The sequence below is a fragment of the Pseudoalteromonas sp. R3 genome, assembly GCF_004014715.1.
Classification (GTDB): domain Bacteria; phylum Pseudomonadota; class Gammaproteobacteria; order Enterobacterales; family Alteromonadaceae; genus Pseudoalteromonas.
Window position 1 is genome coordinate 1,596,145 of the sequence record NZ_CP034835.1, and the last position, 13,462, is coordinate 1,609,606.

Below are 13,462 nucleotides of genomic sequence, written 5' to 3' on the forward strand. Positions count from 1 at the left end.
GAAGTATGAGCGAAAATGTCTATCAGTTTATCGATGTACAGCGCATCGACCCGAGAAAGAAGCCTATCACGACACGCAAGAGCTCTTTCGTTGAAATTTACGAACCGTTTTCAAAACAGCAGGTCAGCTCTCAGGCCGATCGCTGCTTGGATTGTGGTAACCCTTATTGCGAGTGGAAGTGTCCGGTGCACAATTATATTCCGCAGTGGCTAAAGTTGATCCGTACGGGCAGGATCCTTGAGGCTGCGGAATTGTCGCACCGGACCAATAGTCTGCCAGAAGTGTGTGGTCGGGTTTGCCCACAGGACAGGCTGTGTGAAGGCTCTTGCACACTTAATGACGAGTTTGGTGCCGTGACGATTGGTAATATTGAAAAGTACATCACGGATACCGCATTTGCACAGGGCTGGAAGCCCGATATGTCTTATGTCACCTGGACTGACAAAAAGGTGGCCATTATCGGCGCGGGTCCTGCCGGGCTTGGTTGTGCGGATATTTTGGTGCGTAATGGGGTTAAACCTGTGGTGTTTGATCGTAATCCGGAGATTGGGGGATTACTGACGTTTGGCATCCCGTCATTCAAGCTGGAAAAATCGGTGATGGAGAAGCGTCGCGAGATCTTTTCGGAAATGGGTGTCGAGTTTTGCCTTAATACGGAGATTGGCAAAGATATCAGTATGGACGAGCTACTCGCACAATATGACGCCGTATTTATCGGGGTCGGTACGTACCAATACATGCGCGCCGGACTGGACAATGAAGATGCAGAGCATGTGTATGATGCGCTTCCCTTTTTGATTGGTAACACCAATCGAGTCATGGGTTATGACGAAAGCAAACAGGCGTACATAGATATGGCCGGTAAACGCGTTGTGGTGCTGGGCGGCGGTGATACTGCAATGGACTGTGTGCGCACCTCAGTGCGTCAGGGCGCACAGTCTGTAACCTGTGCGTACCGCCGGGACGAAGCCAATATGCCGGGGTCACGTCGTGAGGTTAAGAATGCCAAAGAGGAGGGCGTTAAATTTAGCTTCAATGTTCAGCCTAAAGGCATTGAACTCGATCAACATGGTCAGGTTGCGGGCGTCCGTATGGTTCGGACTGAGTTGGGTGAGCCTGATGAAAATGGTCGCAGACGTGCGCAAGAGGTGCCTGGGTCTGAGCACTTGATTGAAGCCGATGCCGTTATCATGGCGTTTGGCTTTAAACCCCACAATCTTGACTGGCTGGCAGCCTACGACGTTGCCATCAACGAATGGGGCGGTATTGTTGCGCCTGAAAAGGGTGCGTTTACACACCAAACCAGCAACGAAAAAATCTTCGCCGGCGGTGACGCTGTTCGCGGCTCGGATTTGGTGGTCACCGCCATCTTCGAAGGCCGTAATGCCGCCGAAGGGATCATGGACTATCTTGGGGTGTAAAGTCGCTCACTTCGCAGAGTATGGTTTCACCATAAAAAGCCTGCTGTTAACCATTCAGGTTAACAGCAGGCTTTTTGCTTTTTGGACACTCCAACTTGTTCAGCACTTGGATTAAATCACTAACTGGGGTAGGCTCGGGTTAAGCATGGAGTTTGGTTATATTTGAAGGAATTATGAACTATATTGCCGTCCTAATTGCTTTGGCAACTTTGCCAGTTTTTGCAGATGTTAATCAGGTATTTAAAAATATCGCGTTAAAGTCTGATCTCCTTATTGTTGATGAGCACACAGAGTTTCAGTTTCTCGGTTCGCTGAATAATGAAGACAAGATATTTAATTATCGTCGTTATTTTAACGCCGGACTGAGGGCGGCTACGCGCTTAGTCGTAATAGATACACAGCATAATTTAGTGGGCATGTATGCTGTGAACGATTGGGCAACGCATGTCGATGAAGAGTGTGTATATTTTGCGTACCCGGCTTCAGAAGGAAACTCGATTTGTCTTGAGAGCGGTCAGCTGCCGACACAGGCGTGGGTAGACGGTTCACTACCCTCACTATATAGATAGGCTATATGGACAGACAGGCGTTATGGAATTACTTGGGAACAACTGATGGAATGAATACCCAATTAAAAATTGTGTCAAGGACAGGACTTGTTCTTATCTGCCTGTGTTCTACCATCACAGTGCACGCGGCATGTGCGGTGATTGATACGTCCTGCTCTATTATTCAGCCGAGTCAAAAACACCACTTTACTTGTGAAGCATTTATTTGTGGGAATATCCATGAGCAGTCTGCGGGCTGGGAATATGAGAATGGGATACGAGTATCCAAGGTAATTAACGGAAAAAATACCAAGATCACAGTTAATGGAGTATCAGGATTTGAAGTGCCGCCTGTCGACAACTATAACGGGGTTTGCGTTGCAAATAGGACAGAAAAAATGGTTTATTGTGTGAAAGGGTTATCGGGGTGGGATCAATCGAGCAAATGAACAAATAGTCTACCGACCGAAGTATAATGAAACGCTTATGATAGAGTAAGCAGCTTATAGAGGTGGTGTAGAGTGAAAATCGCGGGTATGGGTTAAGAATTAAAGACTGTATCTGTGCGATCTCATAAGTCCGTTTCTCATAGCATACGAAACCCCACAAGGTTAGATAGCATTAAGGCGCAGAATCTGCCGTAGTAAGAGCAGCCACTTTGGGTTACGAAGTCAAATACCGGTCATATTTTAAGTGTTGTGTGTGCTTTTGACATCAGGCCCGCTCACACCAGTGTATCGGTACTGAGCGGGTAACCAACCCTTAAACAACTATTACCTAAGTATTAACAACATTAAATACGAGCGAAGGCTCCTGCAAACAGGTATGCTTTATTAAGCCGGCCCCGCCTGATGTTATGCCCCCTGCACCTCAAGCAGCTCCTTAGCGCTGGCTCGTGTGGTGCTGCTGACTTTGTCACCGCCAAGTAAGCGAGCGATTTCGTCAACACGTTGTTCCTGCACCAATGGCAGCATAGATGTAAAGGTTTCACCGCCTTCTACACGTTTGGAAACAAAGAATTGATGATGGCCACTGCAGGCAACCTGAGGCAAGTGAGTTACACAGATCACTTGAGTTGAATTACCAAGCTGGCGAAGCTGTTTACCCACCTGAGAGGCTGTGGGACCTGAAATACCAACGTCTACTTCATCAAATATCAGAGTAGGGGTAGTAACTCGGTTCGCGATAATCACCTGAATAGCCAGGCTGATCCGTGACAGTTCACCACCCGATGCGACTTTCGCCAGGGCTTGTAGAGGCTGACCCGGGTTGGTCGAAACCAGAAACTCGATTTTATCCATGCCCAGCTCGTTGGGGCGTCTGTCTTCATGCTGGTTAAGCTCAATAGCAAACTGGCCATTTTCCATCGACAGCTCATGCATGCTCTCACTGATTAAATCATTCAAAGTCAGTGCAGCCTGAGCACGGCTTTCACTCAGTTGTGCCGCTGATATTTGATAGGCATGAAGCGCTTCAGCTATTTCGTGCTGTAGATCTTCGATGCGCTCATTGTTAGAGCAGATAGATGCCAGCTCTTCGTGCAACTGTTGATGATGCTGATGCAGCAACTCGGGGCTGATCTGGTGTTTACGTGATAAGGTCATTGCTTGCGCCAGCCTGTCTTCGACAGCCTGCAGACGCTCTGGGTCTTGCTCGATGTTTTCACCATAGGCACGCAGTTCTCGGCAGCCTTCTTCGAGCTGCACTGCAGCCTCCCCCAGCAGTTGGCTGATTTCCTGCAGTTTAGGGTCATAATTGCTCAGTTCAATGAAGGTTTGTACACTGTGCTGAAGCTGCCCTAAAACAGTCTGGTCATCTTGCTCAGACAGACACATCAGTTCGCGCTGACAACTTTCAGCTAGCGTCTGGCTATGACTCAATCGTGTATGCTCAGTTTCAATATGCTCATATTCACCTTCTTCCAGCGCAAACTCATCCAGTTCCTGAACTTGATATTCGAGCAGTTGCTTTTTGGCTGCCTGCGCCTGTTGTTGTTTGATGAGCTCTGAGTGTTCTTTTTGCAATGTGTGATAATGCTGATACTGAGCACGCACAGCGTGTAACAGGTTATCGTGACCAGCGTAGGCATCCAGCAAACCCAGCTGATGTTCGGGTTTAAGTAACAGCTGGTGGGCATGCTGACCATGAATGGCAATGAGTCGCTGGCCGAGTTCTTTTAATTGCGCAGCCGTTACAGAGTTACCATTAATGAAGCTTTTACTGCGGCCATTTTGCATAACAACACGGCGTAAAATGCAGTTTTGTTCTTCATCATCTAACATGAGTTTGTTTAAAAACTGCTGAGCGTTGGGGAGCTGCCTGATATCAAATTGAGCGGTTATCTCTGCTTTTGCGGCACCAGGGCGGATACTGGCAACGTCTGCCCGTTCACCCAGGCACAGAGAGAGGGCATCGATTGCAATGGATTTACCAGCACCGGTTTCACCGGTGATGGCAGTCATACCTGAGCGCCAGTCAATGGTTAATTCGTTAACAATGGCAAAGTTTTTGATTTGCAGACTAAGAAGCATGCTGTATATCCAAACAGTACAATTACTGTTAATTTATACAGCATTTATTGGAAATGCAACTTGAAATTGCGTTTTACTACCAGGGTTTTTACAGGGCCGCGGCTTTTCGTTGCTGTACCGAGGGGTCGTTGTTCTCGGTTTGAGCTGGGGCTTCTTCCTCACTCTGCCCTGTTTCCGGCGTGTCAGTTTGTACAGGTGTATCAGGTGTCTGGATCCGTGAAATCAGTGCTGGCAGAATTTCACTGTAAAATGCTTTGTTATAGGCTATCCCGGCAGAGGGCAGCTCACTGACAAACATAAACAATTGATCGGCCAATAGCTCCATATTGCCATTTTCACGACACTTATTTAGTTCAGTACCAATTGTGGCGAGCAAATGATCAGTCACACGCTCGAGTGCTTCCAGGTTTTCGTCATTGTGGGCTTGAACAACAAAGAAGTTGCCGACAATGGCATTAAATTGAGGCGCGTGCTTTGGGCGGATCAGCTTATAACTTACGAATTCACTAATTTTGCTTTTGAAGTGACTGCTGATTTCTTTCAGACGTTCATTGAACACCCGCTTTTCGGCTTCGCGTGCTTTTTTACGGTTATTCTCAATCACCACATAAACCCCCAAAATGGTGATCAATAAGGTAATAGATACGAAAACAACGTAGCTCATGTTGGTTTACTTTTCCCTAAAATAGAAAATAAATTTTACTTATTTTGCTGAACTTCGTTCGCTTAGTAAAGCCTGCTACCCCAATTTAATTTCTGTCTCAGAACATTGTAGTAGGAATAACTGACAGGGTGGATCAAACGGAGTTTTTTTTCTGCTTTTTTTATGACCACTTCGTCACCCGGAAGCAATGCGAGCACGACGTGACTGTCACAACTTACCTGCAAGCTTGCGGTGTTTTCTGGGCTGAGCTTCAGTTTGACTTGTTTATTTGCGTCAACAACCAGGGGTCTGCTGGATAATGTATGCGGAAACATTGGGACAAGGGCCATCGCGTTTAGCTCAGGCGTTAAAATAGGGCCACCACCGGACAATGAATAAGCCGTTGAGCCGGTTGGAGTCGTGACGATTAGCCCATCAGAACGCTGAGAAAAGACAAACTGTTCGTCAATGAAGGCCTCAAACTCGATCATATGGGCGACTTTGTCAGCGTGTAGCACAGCTTCATTTACTGCCAGGTTGGCACTTTTAAGTTCTGCATGACGGAACACTTCGACTTCAAGCAAAAAGCGTTGTTCTTCTACGAATTTTCCGCTGAGGACTTGCTCCAGTTCTGCCTCAAAGCCATCGGGGTCTAAGTCGGTCAGAAACCCTAAATTACCACGGTTAACGCCTATCACGGCAACGTCAAACCGGGCCAGTACACGAGCTGCACCCAGCATATTACCATCACCGCCGACCACTACAGCCAGGTCACAGCGCTCTCCCAGAGCCACAACATCGAGTATGTTTGACTCGGGCAATTCAGCGATTTGTTTGCCAACTCGTTGCTCAACAAAAACTTCATAGCCAAGTGCTTGCAAAAATGTATACAAGCGTTGTAATGTCAGTGCGGCGCCATCATGGTTTGGTTTACCAATCAGGCCGATGGTTTTAAATGGTGCGCTCATTCAGTGAGTTTCCTTGGCAAAATTTCTGTTGCCAAGATTATCTTAAAATGAATTCGCTTGAAACTCGCAAATTTAACCTTATTTATGATGTTATGAAACTTAGTGCACGTGACAAACAAGTCTTCTCTGCTGTGATGAGTCTTTACTGTAACGGTGAAGGCCATCCCGTAGCATCGAGCAAGATAGCAAAACTAAAAGGTATGGCGGTGTGCTCTGCAACGGTACGCAATGCTATGGCTCGCCTGGAAAACCAGGGGCTGCTTTTTTCACCTCACACTTCGGCCGGGCGGGTTCCCTCTGATCTGGGAATTAAGTACTGGTTGCAGGAGTATTTTGGCTTAGAAGACATCGCCCCTTACTGGGAGCCAGAGCGAGAGGAGCTGACTGGTTTTGCACATACTCTCAGCCAGAAATATCAGGTATGCTGTATCGTTGGCTTACCTCAGGTTAGTGAACAAACCATATTTCGGGTCGAAGTACTAGATTTTGATCGCAAACATTGGCTGGTATTACTGATTGATAGAACCGGGCAGTCCAATAATATCCTTATTAATAAACCAGAATCGAATTCCGATCAGGTAAGGTATCAGTTCGCGGCTTGGATGAACACTGTATTCAGTGCGCAAACGCTAAAAGAGGGGTTGCACCGAATGCGGGCTATGGCGAAAAGTGCGATGGCAGATTGCCGTGGCTCTTTGATGCAATGGAGTCGCGAGCTAAGCTTGCAGTTGGGTACCGACAATAGCATAGTAGTCGGAGAGCGTTATCTGTATAACCGCCTTGAAGGGAATAATGAACTCAACCTGGGGGTGAGCTTCTTACACCAGGTGGAAGATCAGTTAGCGCTAAAGAATGGCCTGTCGGTGTTACTGGGCAGTGAGTTGAGTTATCTGAATCTGGAGCGATTTGTGGTCTTGAGTGTACCTTACTTTACGTCGAGCGAGTACCAGAGTCGTTTTTGCGTGATTTGTCCTGCTGATGCGCCAATTGAAGCAATAATCAGCGAATTTACACAAATCCCAAAAAAAGAAGCTTGAATAACAAATTTGAATCCCCATAATTACGGCAGTTGTAAAGAATCGGAGAGAATTTTTCATGTCTGAGCAGACAAAAGCCCAAGAGCAGGAACAAGAGTTAGTGCAAGAAGACCTACAGGAAAGTGCTGTAGAGCAAGCAGAACAAGCGCAAGAGAGTGCACAGACTGAGCAAGCTGAGTTGAGCCCAGAAGAAGAGATTGCAGGCCTGTATGCAGAACTGGAAGCGGCTAAGCAAACAATTGAAGGTCAGAAAGACAGCGTGATCCGTGCAGCGGCAGATGCCGAAAATGTACGTCGTCGCGCAGCACAAGATGTTGAGAAAGCACAGAAATTTGCATTAGAAAAGTTTTCTAACGAGCTGCTACCTGTGGTTGACAATCTAGAGCGCGCAATTGAGTTTGCTGATAAAGAAAACGAAGCAACCAAATCGATCCTTGAAGGTATTGAGATGACACTGAAGTCATTCAACGACGCACTGGCTAAATTCGGTGTTGAGGCTGTGAGCCCACAAGGTGAAGCGTTCAACCCAGAGTTACACCAGGCAATGTCAATGCAACCGAGCAACGATGTATCACCAAATACCGTTTTAGCAGTTATGCAAAAAGGGTATACCCTGAATGGTCGTTTATTACGCCCCGCAATGGTTATGGTATCAAAAGCTGCTGAATAAGTTGTAACTACCTGATTTATAAGCCCGCGATTGCGGGCTTTTTTGATCTGATTTGCATCAGATCGCGTCACCTTTTAAAATAGAAAAGTGAATTCACTCTAGGCATAAGTCCATGAACAAAAAACTACTTGCTATTGCTGCTATGGCCATCACCCTCGCTGGTTGTAAAACCTCTCCCACCGGACGTACCCAAATAGCCCTATATTCAGAACAACAAATGGATAAGATGGGTGTCGCCAGCTTCGAGCAAATGAAGCAGGAGCAGACGATAGAAAACGATGCCAAGATCAACGGCTATGTAAAATGCATAGCAGATGCCCTGATTGCGCAACTACCGGCACAGTATGCACAACAGCAATGGGAAGTCGTGGTATTTAAAGAGCCCAGTGCAAACGCCTTTGCTTTGCCTGGTGGCAAGATTGGAGTGCATACCGGTCTGCTGAAGGTGGCACAAAACCAGCATCAACTTGCTGCTGTTATGGGACATGAAGTGGGACACGTTATCGCAGAACATGCTAACGAGCGGGTGTCTCAAAATAGCTTGTTACAGCTTGGCCTGCAAGCTGGCAATGCGGCACTTGAAATGGGTAATGTGCAGTATCGTAATGCCATTATGCAAGGCTTAGGGCTTGGGGCACAGTATGGAATTGCACTACCATTTAGCCGTAGCCATGAAAGTGAAGCGGATGTCATTGGGCTCGACTTAATGGCTAAAGCGGGCTTTAAACCGCAGGGGGCTGTAGAGTTGTGGCAAAATATGGAAAAAGCAGGGGGAGAACGCCCTATGGAGTTTTTATCGACTCATCCGTCTCCAGAAAACCGCATTGCGTTGCTACAAAGCAAAATGGCGCAGGCAAATACTTTAGCAGAGGACGCTAACAAACAGGGCCGTAGCCCAGCTTGCCGATAAACTTAATCTGGCTGGGCTGAATTGTCGTAGAAGCTGACGCCTAGCTTATTGAGCACAATAAACAGCCTGAGGTCCAATTCCAGCTGATGGTACTCAGGCTCCATATGGCAACAGAGCTGATAAAAGGCCTTGTTGTGATCCAGCTCTTTAAAGTGCGCTAGCTCATGAACAACCAATGCACGCAAAATGGCTTCAGGCGCATATTTTAGCTGCTGGGACAGCGTAATCTCATAGCGGGTTTTTACTTTTCCGCCGTGCTGTTTACGTGTTTGGCTATGATGCCCTAATGTCCCCGCCATCAGATCTCGACCTTTTGCATAGCTTACCTTATGCAGACGAGGCACATTCTTCAGATACTTGTTTTTATAGCTATTGCAGTAATCATAAAGCGCTTGTGTATTTTGTAGCTGATGACCTTGCGGATATTTACCTTTGAAATATGCTGCAAGTTTATCCGGTTCCAGTAAGCTTTTAATCTGGGACTGCAACGCAGCAGGGTAGTGCTGAAAATACTGCAAATAGTTCATGATGACGGTAGTAATCCTGATACGGAAATTCTAAGCTAGTGTACTGAAGATCATAACAGGAATAACAATAAATGTATCAGGCAAGTTGTTTATGCGGTGCGGTTAAGCTTGCACTGCAAGGCGCTATTTCTAGCATCATCCATTGCCACTGTTCCTTATGTCGCAAGTCGTCTGGCACCGCTTATGCGACCAATGGATTTATCAATCGGAATGAATTAAAAGTGATTGCCGGAGAGGAGCATATACGTCACTACGCGTTTAAACCCGGCAGGTTACGTCACTTCTGTGGAGTTTGTGCATCTCCTTTATATAGCTCTAACCAAGATAGCCCTGAAAAACTCAGGATTCGACTCGGTATTCTCGACACTGATATAGCGGAGCGGCCAATGTCACATAATTACGTGACTTCAAAAGCAAATTGGGAAGAGTTAGACGCCAAGCTTCCTCGCTATGAAGGTAAAGAGCCGGGCAGGGAGTGAGAGACAGGGGATATCTTGGCCCCAGCTCTCTTTAGGTATACAGATTAGAGGTATTAATCTGTCATCGCACAGCAATCAGACGCGCGTGAGTTACCACCGCTTTTCTGAATTTCTGCTCTGCCGGCGCCAACAGCACGAGTTGCTTTGGCTGGTAATGCACTGTGGTCATCTGAGAGCTGTTTTACAGGTTTTTTATTGAGTTTTAATAACATGGTATTTTCCTTATTGTTGTTTTGTTCGCTTTCTAACATCCTGCAAAATTTGAAAACTGTCAAGTGGTTAAATTAATGTTTGTTGCAGTGGCTGGCGCTCAGCCGGGAAGGGAGCGAGCACCTGATGAGAAACACCTAAGTCCTGGATGAACTGCCTGGCGAGCAAAGGCGCATCATAGTTGTCGGCAGTATGAAAGAATACATAAGGGGTACGTCCATCGTTCAACCAGTCACGAATTTTGTTAAGCCAGGGCGCGTAAAATGACCGGTTTGCTGCTAAATCTGAACACCCGACAAAGCGCAACATAGGTGCCTGAGCGGTGGCAATGACATTGACCGGCACGCGAGGTTTCTTTTGCTGGGCATCAATGATGGCTGGAGTACTCGGCGGCTCACTAAAAAGAGGGCGCGTATCCATCATGATACGATTCACTTTGGTTTTCATCAGCAGCTGGTTAAAACGCTTCTCAGCGTCGCCTTTGGCAAAGAATTCCCTGTGTCTGACTTCAATGCCCAGTGTCAGCTCTTCAGGTAATTGTGAGATAAAATCGGCTATCCGGCCAAGATATTGCGGGCTACAGCTAGCAGGCAGTTGCAGCAGCACCATTCCCAGTCGTGAAAATAAAGGAGAAAACAGTTCGAGCCATTGCTTGAGCTCTTGCTGACAATGATTTAATGCCAGCTCATGAGAAATCCTTTTGGGTATCTTGAAGGTAAAGCGAAAAGTATCAGGCACCGCGTTTGACCAGGCTGTGATGGTTTCTGGTTTAGGGCTCGCGTAAAAGCTTGTATTGCCCTCAACACTGTTAAAAATCTGTGCATACTCGCTCAACATATCAACGGTTTTGCAGTCACTACTGAAAAATCGACCCTTCCAGTGTGCAGAGCCCCATTGAGGACACCCCAAATACAGCATGAAATTTGCTCCCTGATTGACTTGAAGTGCAGTCTAACAAAGTCCAGATCGAGAAAAAATCGTAACAGCGAAAGAATCCCTGCTTTGTGGGATGACAAAGCGTGGCAATTTTATATAATTGGCGATTAAATTTATCATTCATTATGCCCTTTAGAGTTAGTAGGCAAATAGGATTATTATGCGCTCAATATACTGCGGAAAATTAAACAAGGACCATGTAGGTCAGGAAGTGGAGCTATGTGGTTGGATCAACAAACGTCGTGATCTGGGTGGCCTGATCTTCATTGATCTGCGAGATCGCGAAGGTTTGGTCCAGGTCGTGTTTGATCCTGAAGTAGAAGGCCTGATGGATGTTGCAAACACTTTACGCCAAGAGTTCTGCGTTCAGGTTACAGGTACTGTTCGTGCGCGTCCAGAGAGCCAAATCAATCAGGATATGGCTACTGGCGAAGTTGAGATCCTGGGCACTGGCCTGACAATCATCAACCGTGCAGAGCCTTTGCCTTTGGACTTTAACCAGGAAAATTCGGAAGAGCGTCGCCTGACTTATCGCTACCTTGACTTACGTCGTCTGGAAATGAGCGACCGCATTAAACTACGCGCTAAAGCATCCAGCTTTGTTCGTCGCTTCTTAGATAGCAATGATTTCCTGGATATCGAAACGCCGGTACTGACGAAAGCAACCCCAGAAGGTGCGCGTGACTATCTGGTTCCAAGCCGTGTACATAAAGGCAGCTTCTACGCGTTGCCACAGTCTCCTCAGCTGTTTAAACAGTTGCTGATGATGTCTGGTTTTGACCGTTACTACCAGATTGTTAAGTGTTTCCGTGATGAAGACTTACGTGCTGACCGTCAGCCTGAATTCACCCAAATCGATTTAGAAACCTCATTCATGACATCTACACAGGTGCGCGACATCACTGAACGCTTGATCCGTGAAATGTGGCAAGAGTTGCTTGACGTTGATCTGGGCCAGTTCCCTGTCATGAGCTACGAAGAAGCTATGCGTCGTTACGGTTCAGACAAGCCGGACTTACGTAACCCGCTTGAGCTGATTGATGTTGCTGATCTGGTTAAGGACGTTGAGTTTAAAGTACTTGCGGGCCCTGCTAATGACGAGAAAGGCCGAGTGGCGGTGTTGACTGTACCAGGTGGTGCATCACTATCTCGTAAGCAAATTGATGAATACACTAAGTTTGTTGGCATCTATGGCGCAAAAGGTCTGGCCTGGATGAAGGTCAATGATCTGGACGCTGGCCTTGAAGGTATTCAGTCACCAATTGCTAAGTTCCTGAACGAAGAAGTGATCAAAGGTATTCTTGCACGCACTAATGCACAGACTGGCGACATCATTTTGTTCGGTGCTGATAAGCGTAACGTGGTAAACGAAGCAATGGGTGCATTACGTCTGAAAGTAGGTCTGGACCTTGAACTGACTAATCTTGGCCAGTGGGCACCGCTTTGGGTTGTTGACTTCCCAATGTTTGAGGAAGACGACGAGGGGAATCTGCACGCAGTACATCACCCATTCACGGCACCAAAAGGCATTTCAGCAGCAGAGCTTGAAGCCAATCCTGCCGGCGCAATTTCAGACGCGTATGACATGGTACTGAACGGCTACGAAGTAGGTGGGGGCTCGGTGCGGATCCACAACAACGATATGCAGCAAGCCGCTTTCCGTATTCTGGGTATTGATGAACAAGAGCAGCAAGATAAGTTTGGCTTCCTGCTGGATGCTCTGAAATATGGTACGCCACCACACGCGGGTTTGGCATTTGGCCTTGACCGTCTGGTGATGTTGCTGTGTGGCACAGACAACATTCGTGATGTGATTGCCTTCCCGAAAACTACACAGGCATCGTGTCTGATGACCAATGCACCGAGCGTTGCCAATCCAGATGCATTAAAGGAGCTTGCAGTAACAGTCACTGCGCAGCAAAAAGACGCTGAATAACGACAGCTAAAGGAATAAGAAAGCGGCGATTGCGCCGCTTTTTTTATTCTGCAAACCCTAGGTAACTGGAAATCCATACAGTATTTTGGCATGATAGCGAAAAAACAACGAGAGTATGCGCCTTGGCAGTAATTTTAGGCATAGATCCAGGCTCAAGGCTGACCGGGTATGGTGTAGTTAAGCGTCAGGGGAGTCAGTTTCAGTATCTGGGCAGTGGTTGTATTCGACTTGGTGATAAGCCATTTCCACAACGACTGCAGATGATTTATCAGGGTGTTAGCCAGATCATCGAGCAGTTTAACCCGCAGGGGTTTGCGATAGAGCAAGTCTTTATGGCGCACAATCCAGATTCAGCTTTAAAACTTGGTCAAGCACGCGGGGCAGCCATCGTCGCTGCCACAATGAAAGAGATTGAGGTGTTTGAATATTCAGCCCGGCAGGTTAAACAAGCGGTTGTTGGCACCGGCGGGGCGAATAAGTCGCAGGTTCAGGAAATGGTCAAGCGACTGTTAAAACTCCCGGGTACTCCCCAGGCCGATGCTGCCGATGCGCTGGCCATTGCAATTTGCCATGCACACTCCGAGCAAAACCTGATCAAGCTGGCAGGCAATGCGAAAAAAACCGTACGAGGAAGATTGAGGTAATT

15 protein-coding genes are annotated in these 13,462 nt (G+C 47.1%); 9 read left to right on the forward strand and 6 right to left on the reverse strand.

What is annotated here, in order from left to right; translation table 11 throughout:
• The first annotated feature begins 5 nt into the window (after positions 1 to 5).
• The 3 genes from ELR70_RS11755 to ELR70_RS11765 all read left to right on the forward strand — a co-directional run bounded on the left by ELR70_RS11755 (position 6) and on the right by ELR70_RS11765 (position 2,418).
• Entirely contained in the window at positions 6 to 1,421 is a 1,416-nt protein-coding gene (locus ELR70_RS11755; protein ID WP_054014020.1) for an FAD-dependent oxidoreductase, read from the forward strand.
• 173 nt (positions 1,422 to 1,594) lie between these two features.
• Complete coding sequence (locus tag ELR70_RS11760; RefSeq protein WP_054014019.1) at positions 1,595 to 1,990, forward strand: hypothetical protein; 396 nt, start codon at positions 1,595 to 1,597, stop codon at positions 1,988 to 1,990.
• 5 nt (positions 1,991 to 1,995) lie between these two features.
• A complete protein-coding gene (locus tag ELR70_RS11765) occupies positions 1,996 to 2,418 on the forward strand; it encodes a hypothetical protein (RefSeq protein ID WP_054014018.1) in 423 nt (140 codons plus the stop codon).
• 405 nt (positions 2,419 to 2,823) lie between these two features.
• On the opposite strand, the gene recN is transcribed toward ELR70_RS11765, so the two are convergent.
• From recN to nadK, 3 genes are all read right to left on the reverse strand, one after another.
• A complete protein-coding gene (gene recN, locus ELR70_RS11770; RefSeq protein WP_054014017.1) occupies positions 2,824 to 4,500 on the reverse strand; it encodes a DNA repair protein RecN in 1,677 nt (558 codons plus the stop codon).
• A gap of 88 nt (positions 4,501 to 4,588) precedes the next feature.
• Positions 4,589 to 5,164, reverse strand: coding sequence for a hypothetical protein (locus ELR70_RS11775; protein WP_054014016.1), 576 nt, complete (start codon positions 5,162 to 5,164; stop codon positions 4,589 to 4,591).
• Positions 5,165 to 5,226: 62 nt separating this feature from the next.
• A complete protein-coding gene (nadK, locus tag ELR70_RS11780) occupies positions 5,227 to 6,111 on the reverse strand; it encodes an NAD(+) kinase (RefSeq protein WP_054014015.1) in 885 nt (294 codons plus the stop codon).
• 92 nt (positions 6,112 to 6,203) lie between these two features.
• Between nadK and ELR70_RS11785 the strand changes: the two genes are divergently transcribed.
• From ELR70_RS11785 to ELR70_RS11795, 3 genes are all read left to right on the forward strand, one after another.
• Positions 6,204 to 7,148, forward strand: coding sequence for an HrcA family transcriptional regulator (locus ELR70_RS11785; RefSeq protein ID WP_235577052.1), 945 nt, complete (start codon positions 6,204 to 6,206; stop codon positions 7,146 to 7,148).
• A 58-nt stretch (positions 7,149 to 7,206) separates the two neighbouring features.
• Positions 7,207 to 7,818 carry a nucleotide exchange factor GrpE gene (gene grpE / locus ELR70_RS11790; RefSeq protein ID WP_054014013.1) on the forward strand — a complete coding sequence of 204 codons (612 nt, stop codon included), beginning with the start codon at positions 7,207 to 7,209 and terminating at the stop codon, positions 7,816 to 7,818.
• A gap of 112 nt (positions 7,819 to 7,930) precedes the next feature.
• Positions 7,931 to 8,728, forward strand: coding sequence for a M48 family metallopeptidase (locus ELR70_RS11795; RefSeq protein ID WP_054014012.1), 798 nt, complete (start codon positions 7,931 to 7,933; stop codon positions 8,726 to 8,728).
• A gap of 2 nt (positions 8,729 to 8,730) precedes the next feature.
• Here ELR70_RS11795 and ELR70_RS11800 read toward each other — a convergent pair whose 3' ends face one another.
• Positions 8,731 to 9,255 (reverse strand): YgjP-like metallopeptidase domain-containing protein, encoded by a 525-nt coding sequence (locus tag ELR70_RS11800; protein ID WP_054014011.1) that lies wholly within the window; start codon positions 9,253 to 9,255, stop codon positions 8,731 to 8,733.
• A 71-nt stretch (positions 9,256 to 9,326) separates the two neighbouring features.
• Here ELR70_RS11800 and ELR70_RS11805 point away from each other — a divergent pair, with 71 nt between their 5' ends.
• Entirely contained in the window at positions 9,327 to 9,734 is a 408-nt protein-coding gene (locus tag ELR70_RS11805; protein ID WP_054014010.1) for a GFA family protein, read from the forward strand.
• A 53-nt stretch (positions 9,735 to 9,787) separates the two neighbouring features.
• Here the strand turns inward: ELR70_RS11805 and ELR70_RS24865 are convergent, their stop codons facing one another.
• Entirely contained in the window at positions 9,788 to 9,946 is a 159-nt protein-coding gene (locus ELR70_RS24865; protein WP_160317352.1) for a hypothetical protein, read from the reverse strand.
• A 67-nt stretch (positions 9,947 to 10,013) separates the two neighbouring features.
• Positions 10,014 to 10,862, reverse strand: coding sequence for a DUF72 domain-containing protein (locus ELR70_RS11810; RefSeq protein WP_054014009.1), 849 nt, complete (start codon positions 10,860 to 10,862; stop codon positions 10,014 to 10,016).
• Positions 10,863 to 11,040: 178 nt separating this feature from the next.
• Here ELR70_RS11810 and aspS point away from each other — a divergent pair, with 178 nt between their 5' ends.
• Together aspS and ruvC are read left to right on the forward strand one after the other, a co-directional pair.
• Entirely contained in the window at positions 11,041 to 12,816 is a 1,776-nt protein-coding gene (aspS, locus tag ELR70_RS11815) for an aspartate--tRNA ligase (RefSeq protein ID WP_054014008.1), read from the forward strand.
• A gap of 122 nt (positions 12,817 to 12,938) precedes the next feature.
• Positions 12,939 to 13,460 (forward strand): crossover junction endodeoxyribonuclease RuvC, encoded by a 522-nt coding sequence (ruvC, locus tag ELR70_RS11820; protein WP_054014007.1) that lies wholly within the window; start codon positions 12,939 to 12,941, stop codon positions 13,458 to 13,460.
• The last annotated feature ends 2 nt before the right edge of the window (positions 13,461 to 13,462 follow it).

What these genes read in the sequence shown, in the direction of transcription:
- ELR70_RS11795 (WP_054014012.1), top strand. Translation starts at nt 7,931, where the DNA reads ATGAACAAAAAACTACTTGCTATTGCTGCTATGGCCATCACCCTCGCT.
- ELR70_RS11765 (WP_054014018.1), top strand. Translation starts at nt 1,996, where the DNA reads ATGGACAGACAGGCGTTATGGAATTACTTGGGAACAACTGATGGAATG.
- aspS (WP_054014008.1), top strand. Translation starts at nt 11,041, where the DNA reads ATGCGCTCAATATACTGCGGAAAATTAAACAAGGACCATGTAGGTCAG.
- nadK (WP_054014015.1), bottom strand. Translation starts at nt 6,111, where the DNA reads ATGAGCGCACCATTTAAAACCATCGGCCTGATTGGTAAACCAAACCAT.
- recN (WP_054014017.1), bottom strand. Translation starts at nt 4,500, where the DNA reads ATGCTTCTTAGTCTGCAAATCAAAAACTTTGCCATTGTTAACGAATTA.
- ELR70_RS11775 (WP_054014016.1), bottom strand. Translation starts at nt 5,164, where the DNA reads ATGAGCTACGTTGTTTTCGTATCTATTACCTTATTGATCACCATTTTG.
- ELR70_RS11755 (WP_054014020.1), top strand. Translation starts at nt 6, where the DNA reads ATGAGCGAAAATGTCTATCAGTTTATCGATGTACAGCGCATCGACCCG.
- ELR70_RS11800 (WP_054014011.1), bottom strand. Translation starts at nt 9,255, where the DNA reads ATGAACTATTTGCAGTATTTTCAGCACTACCCTGCTGCGTTGCAGTCC.
- ELR70_RS11810 (WP_054014009.1), bottom strand. Translation starts at nt 10,862, where the DNA reads ATGCTGTATTTGGGGTGTCCTCAATGGGGCTCTGCACACTGGAAGGGT.
- ELR70_RS24865 (WP_160317352.1), bottom strand. Translation starts at nt 9,946, where the DNA reads ATGTTATTAAAACTCAATAAAAAACCTGTAAAACAGCTCTCAGATGAC.
- grpE (WP_054014013.1), top strand. Translation starts at nt 7,207, where the DNA reads ATGTCTGAGCAGACAAAAGCCCAAGAGCAGGAACAAGAGTTAGTGCAA.
- ELR70_RS11760 (WP_054014019.1), top strand. Translation starts at nt 1,595, where the DNA reads ATGAACTATATTGCCGTCCTAATTGCTTTGGCAACTTTGCCAGTTTTT.
- ELR70_RS11785 (WP_235577052.1), top strand. Translation starts at nt 6,204, where the DNA reads ATGAAACTTAGTGCACGTGACAAACAAGTCTTCTCTGCTGTGATGAGT.
- ELR70_RS11805 (WP_054014010.1), top strand. Translation starts at nt 9,327, where the DNA reads ATGTATCAGGCAAGTTGTTTATGCGGTGCGGTTAAGCTTGCACTGCAA.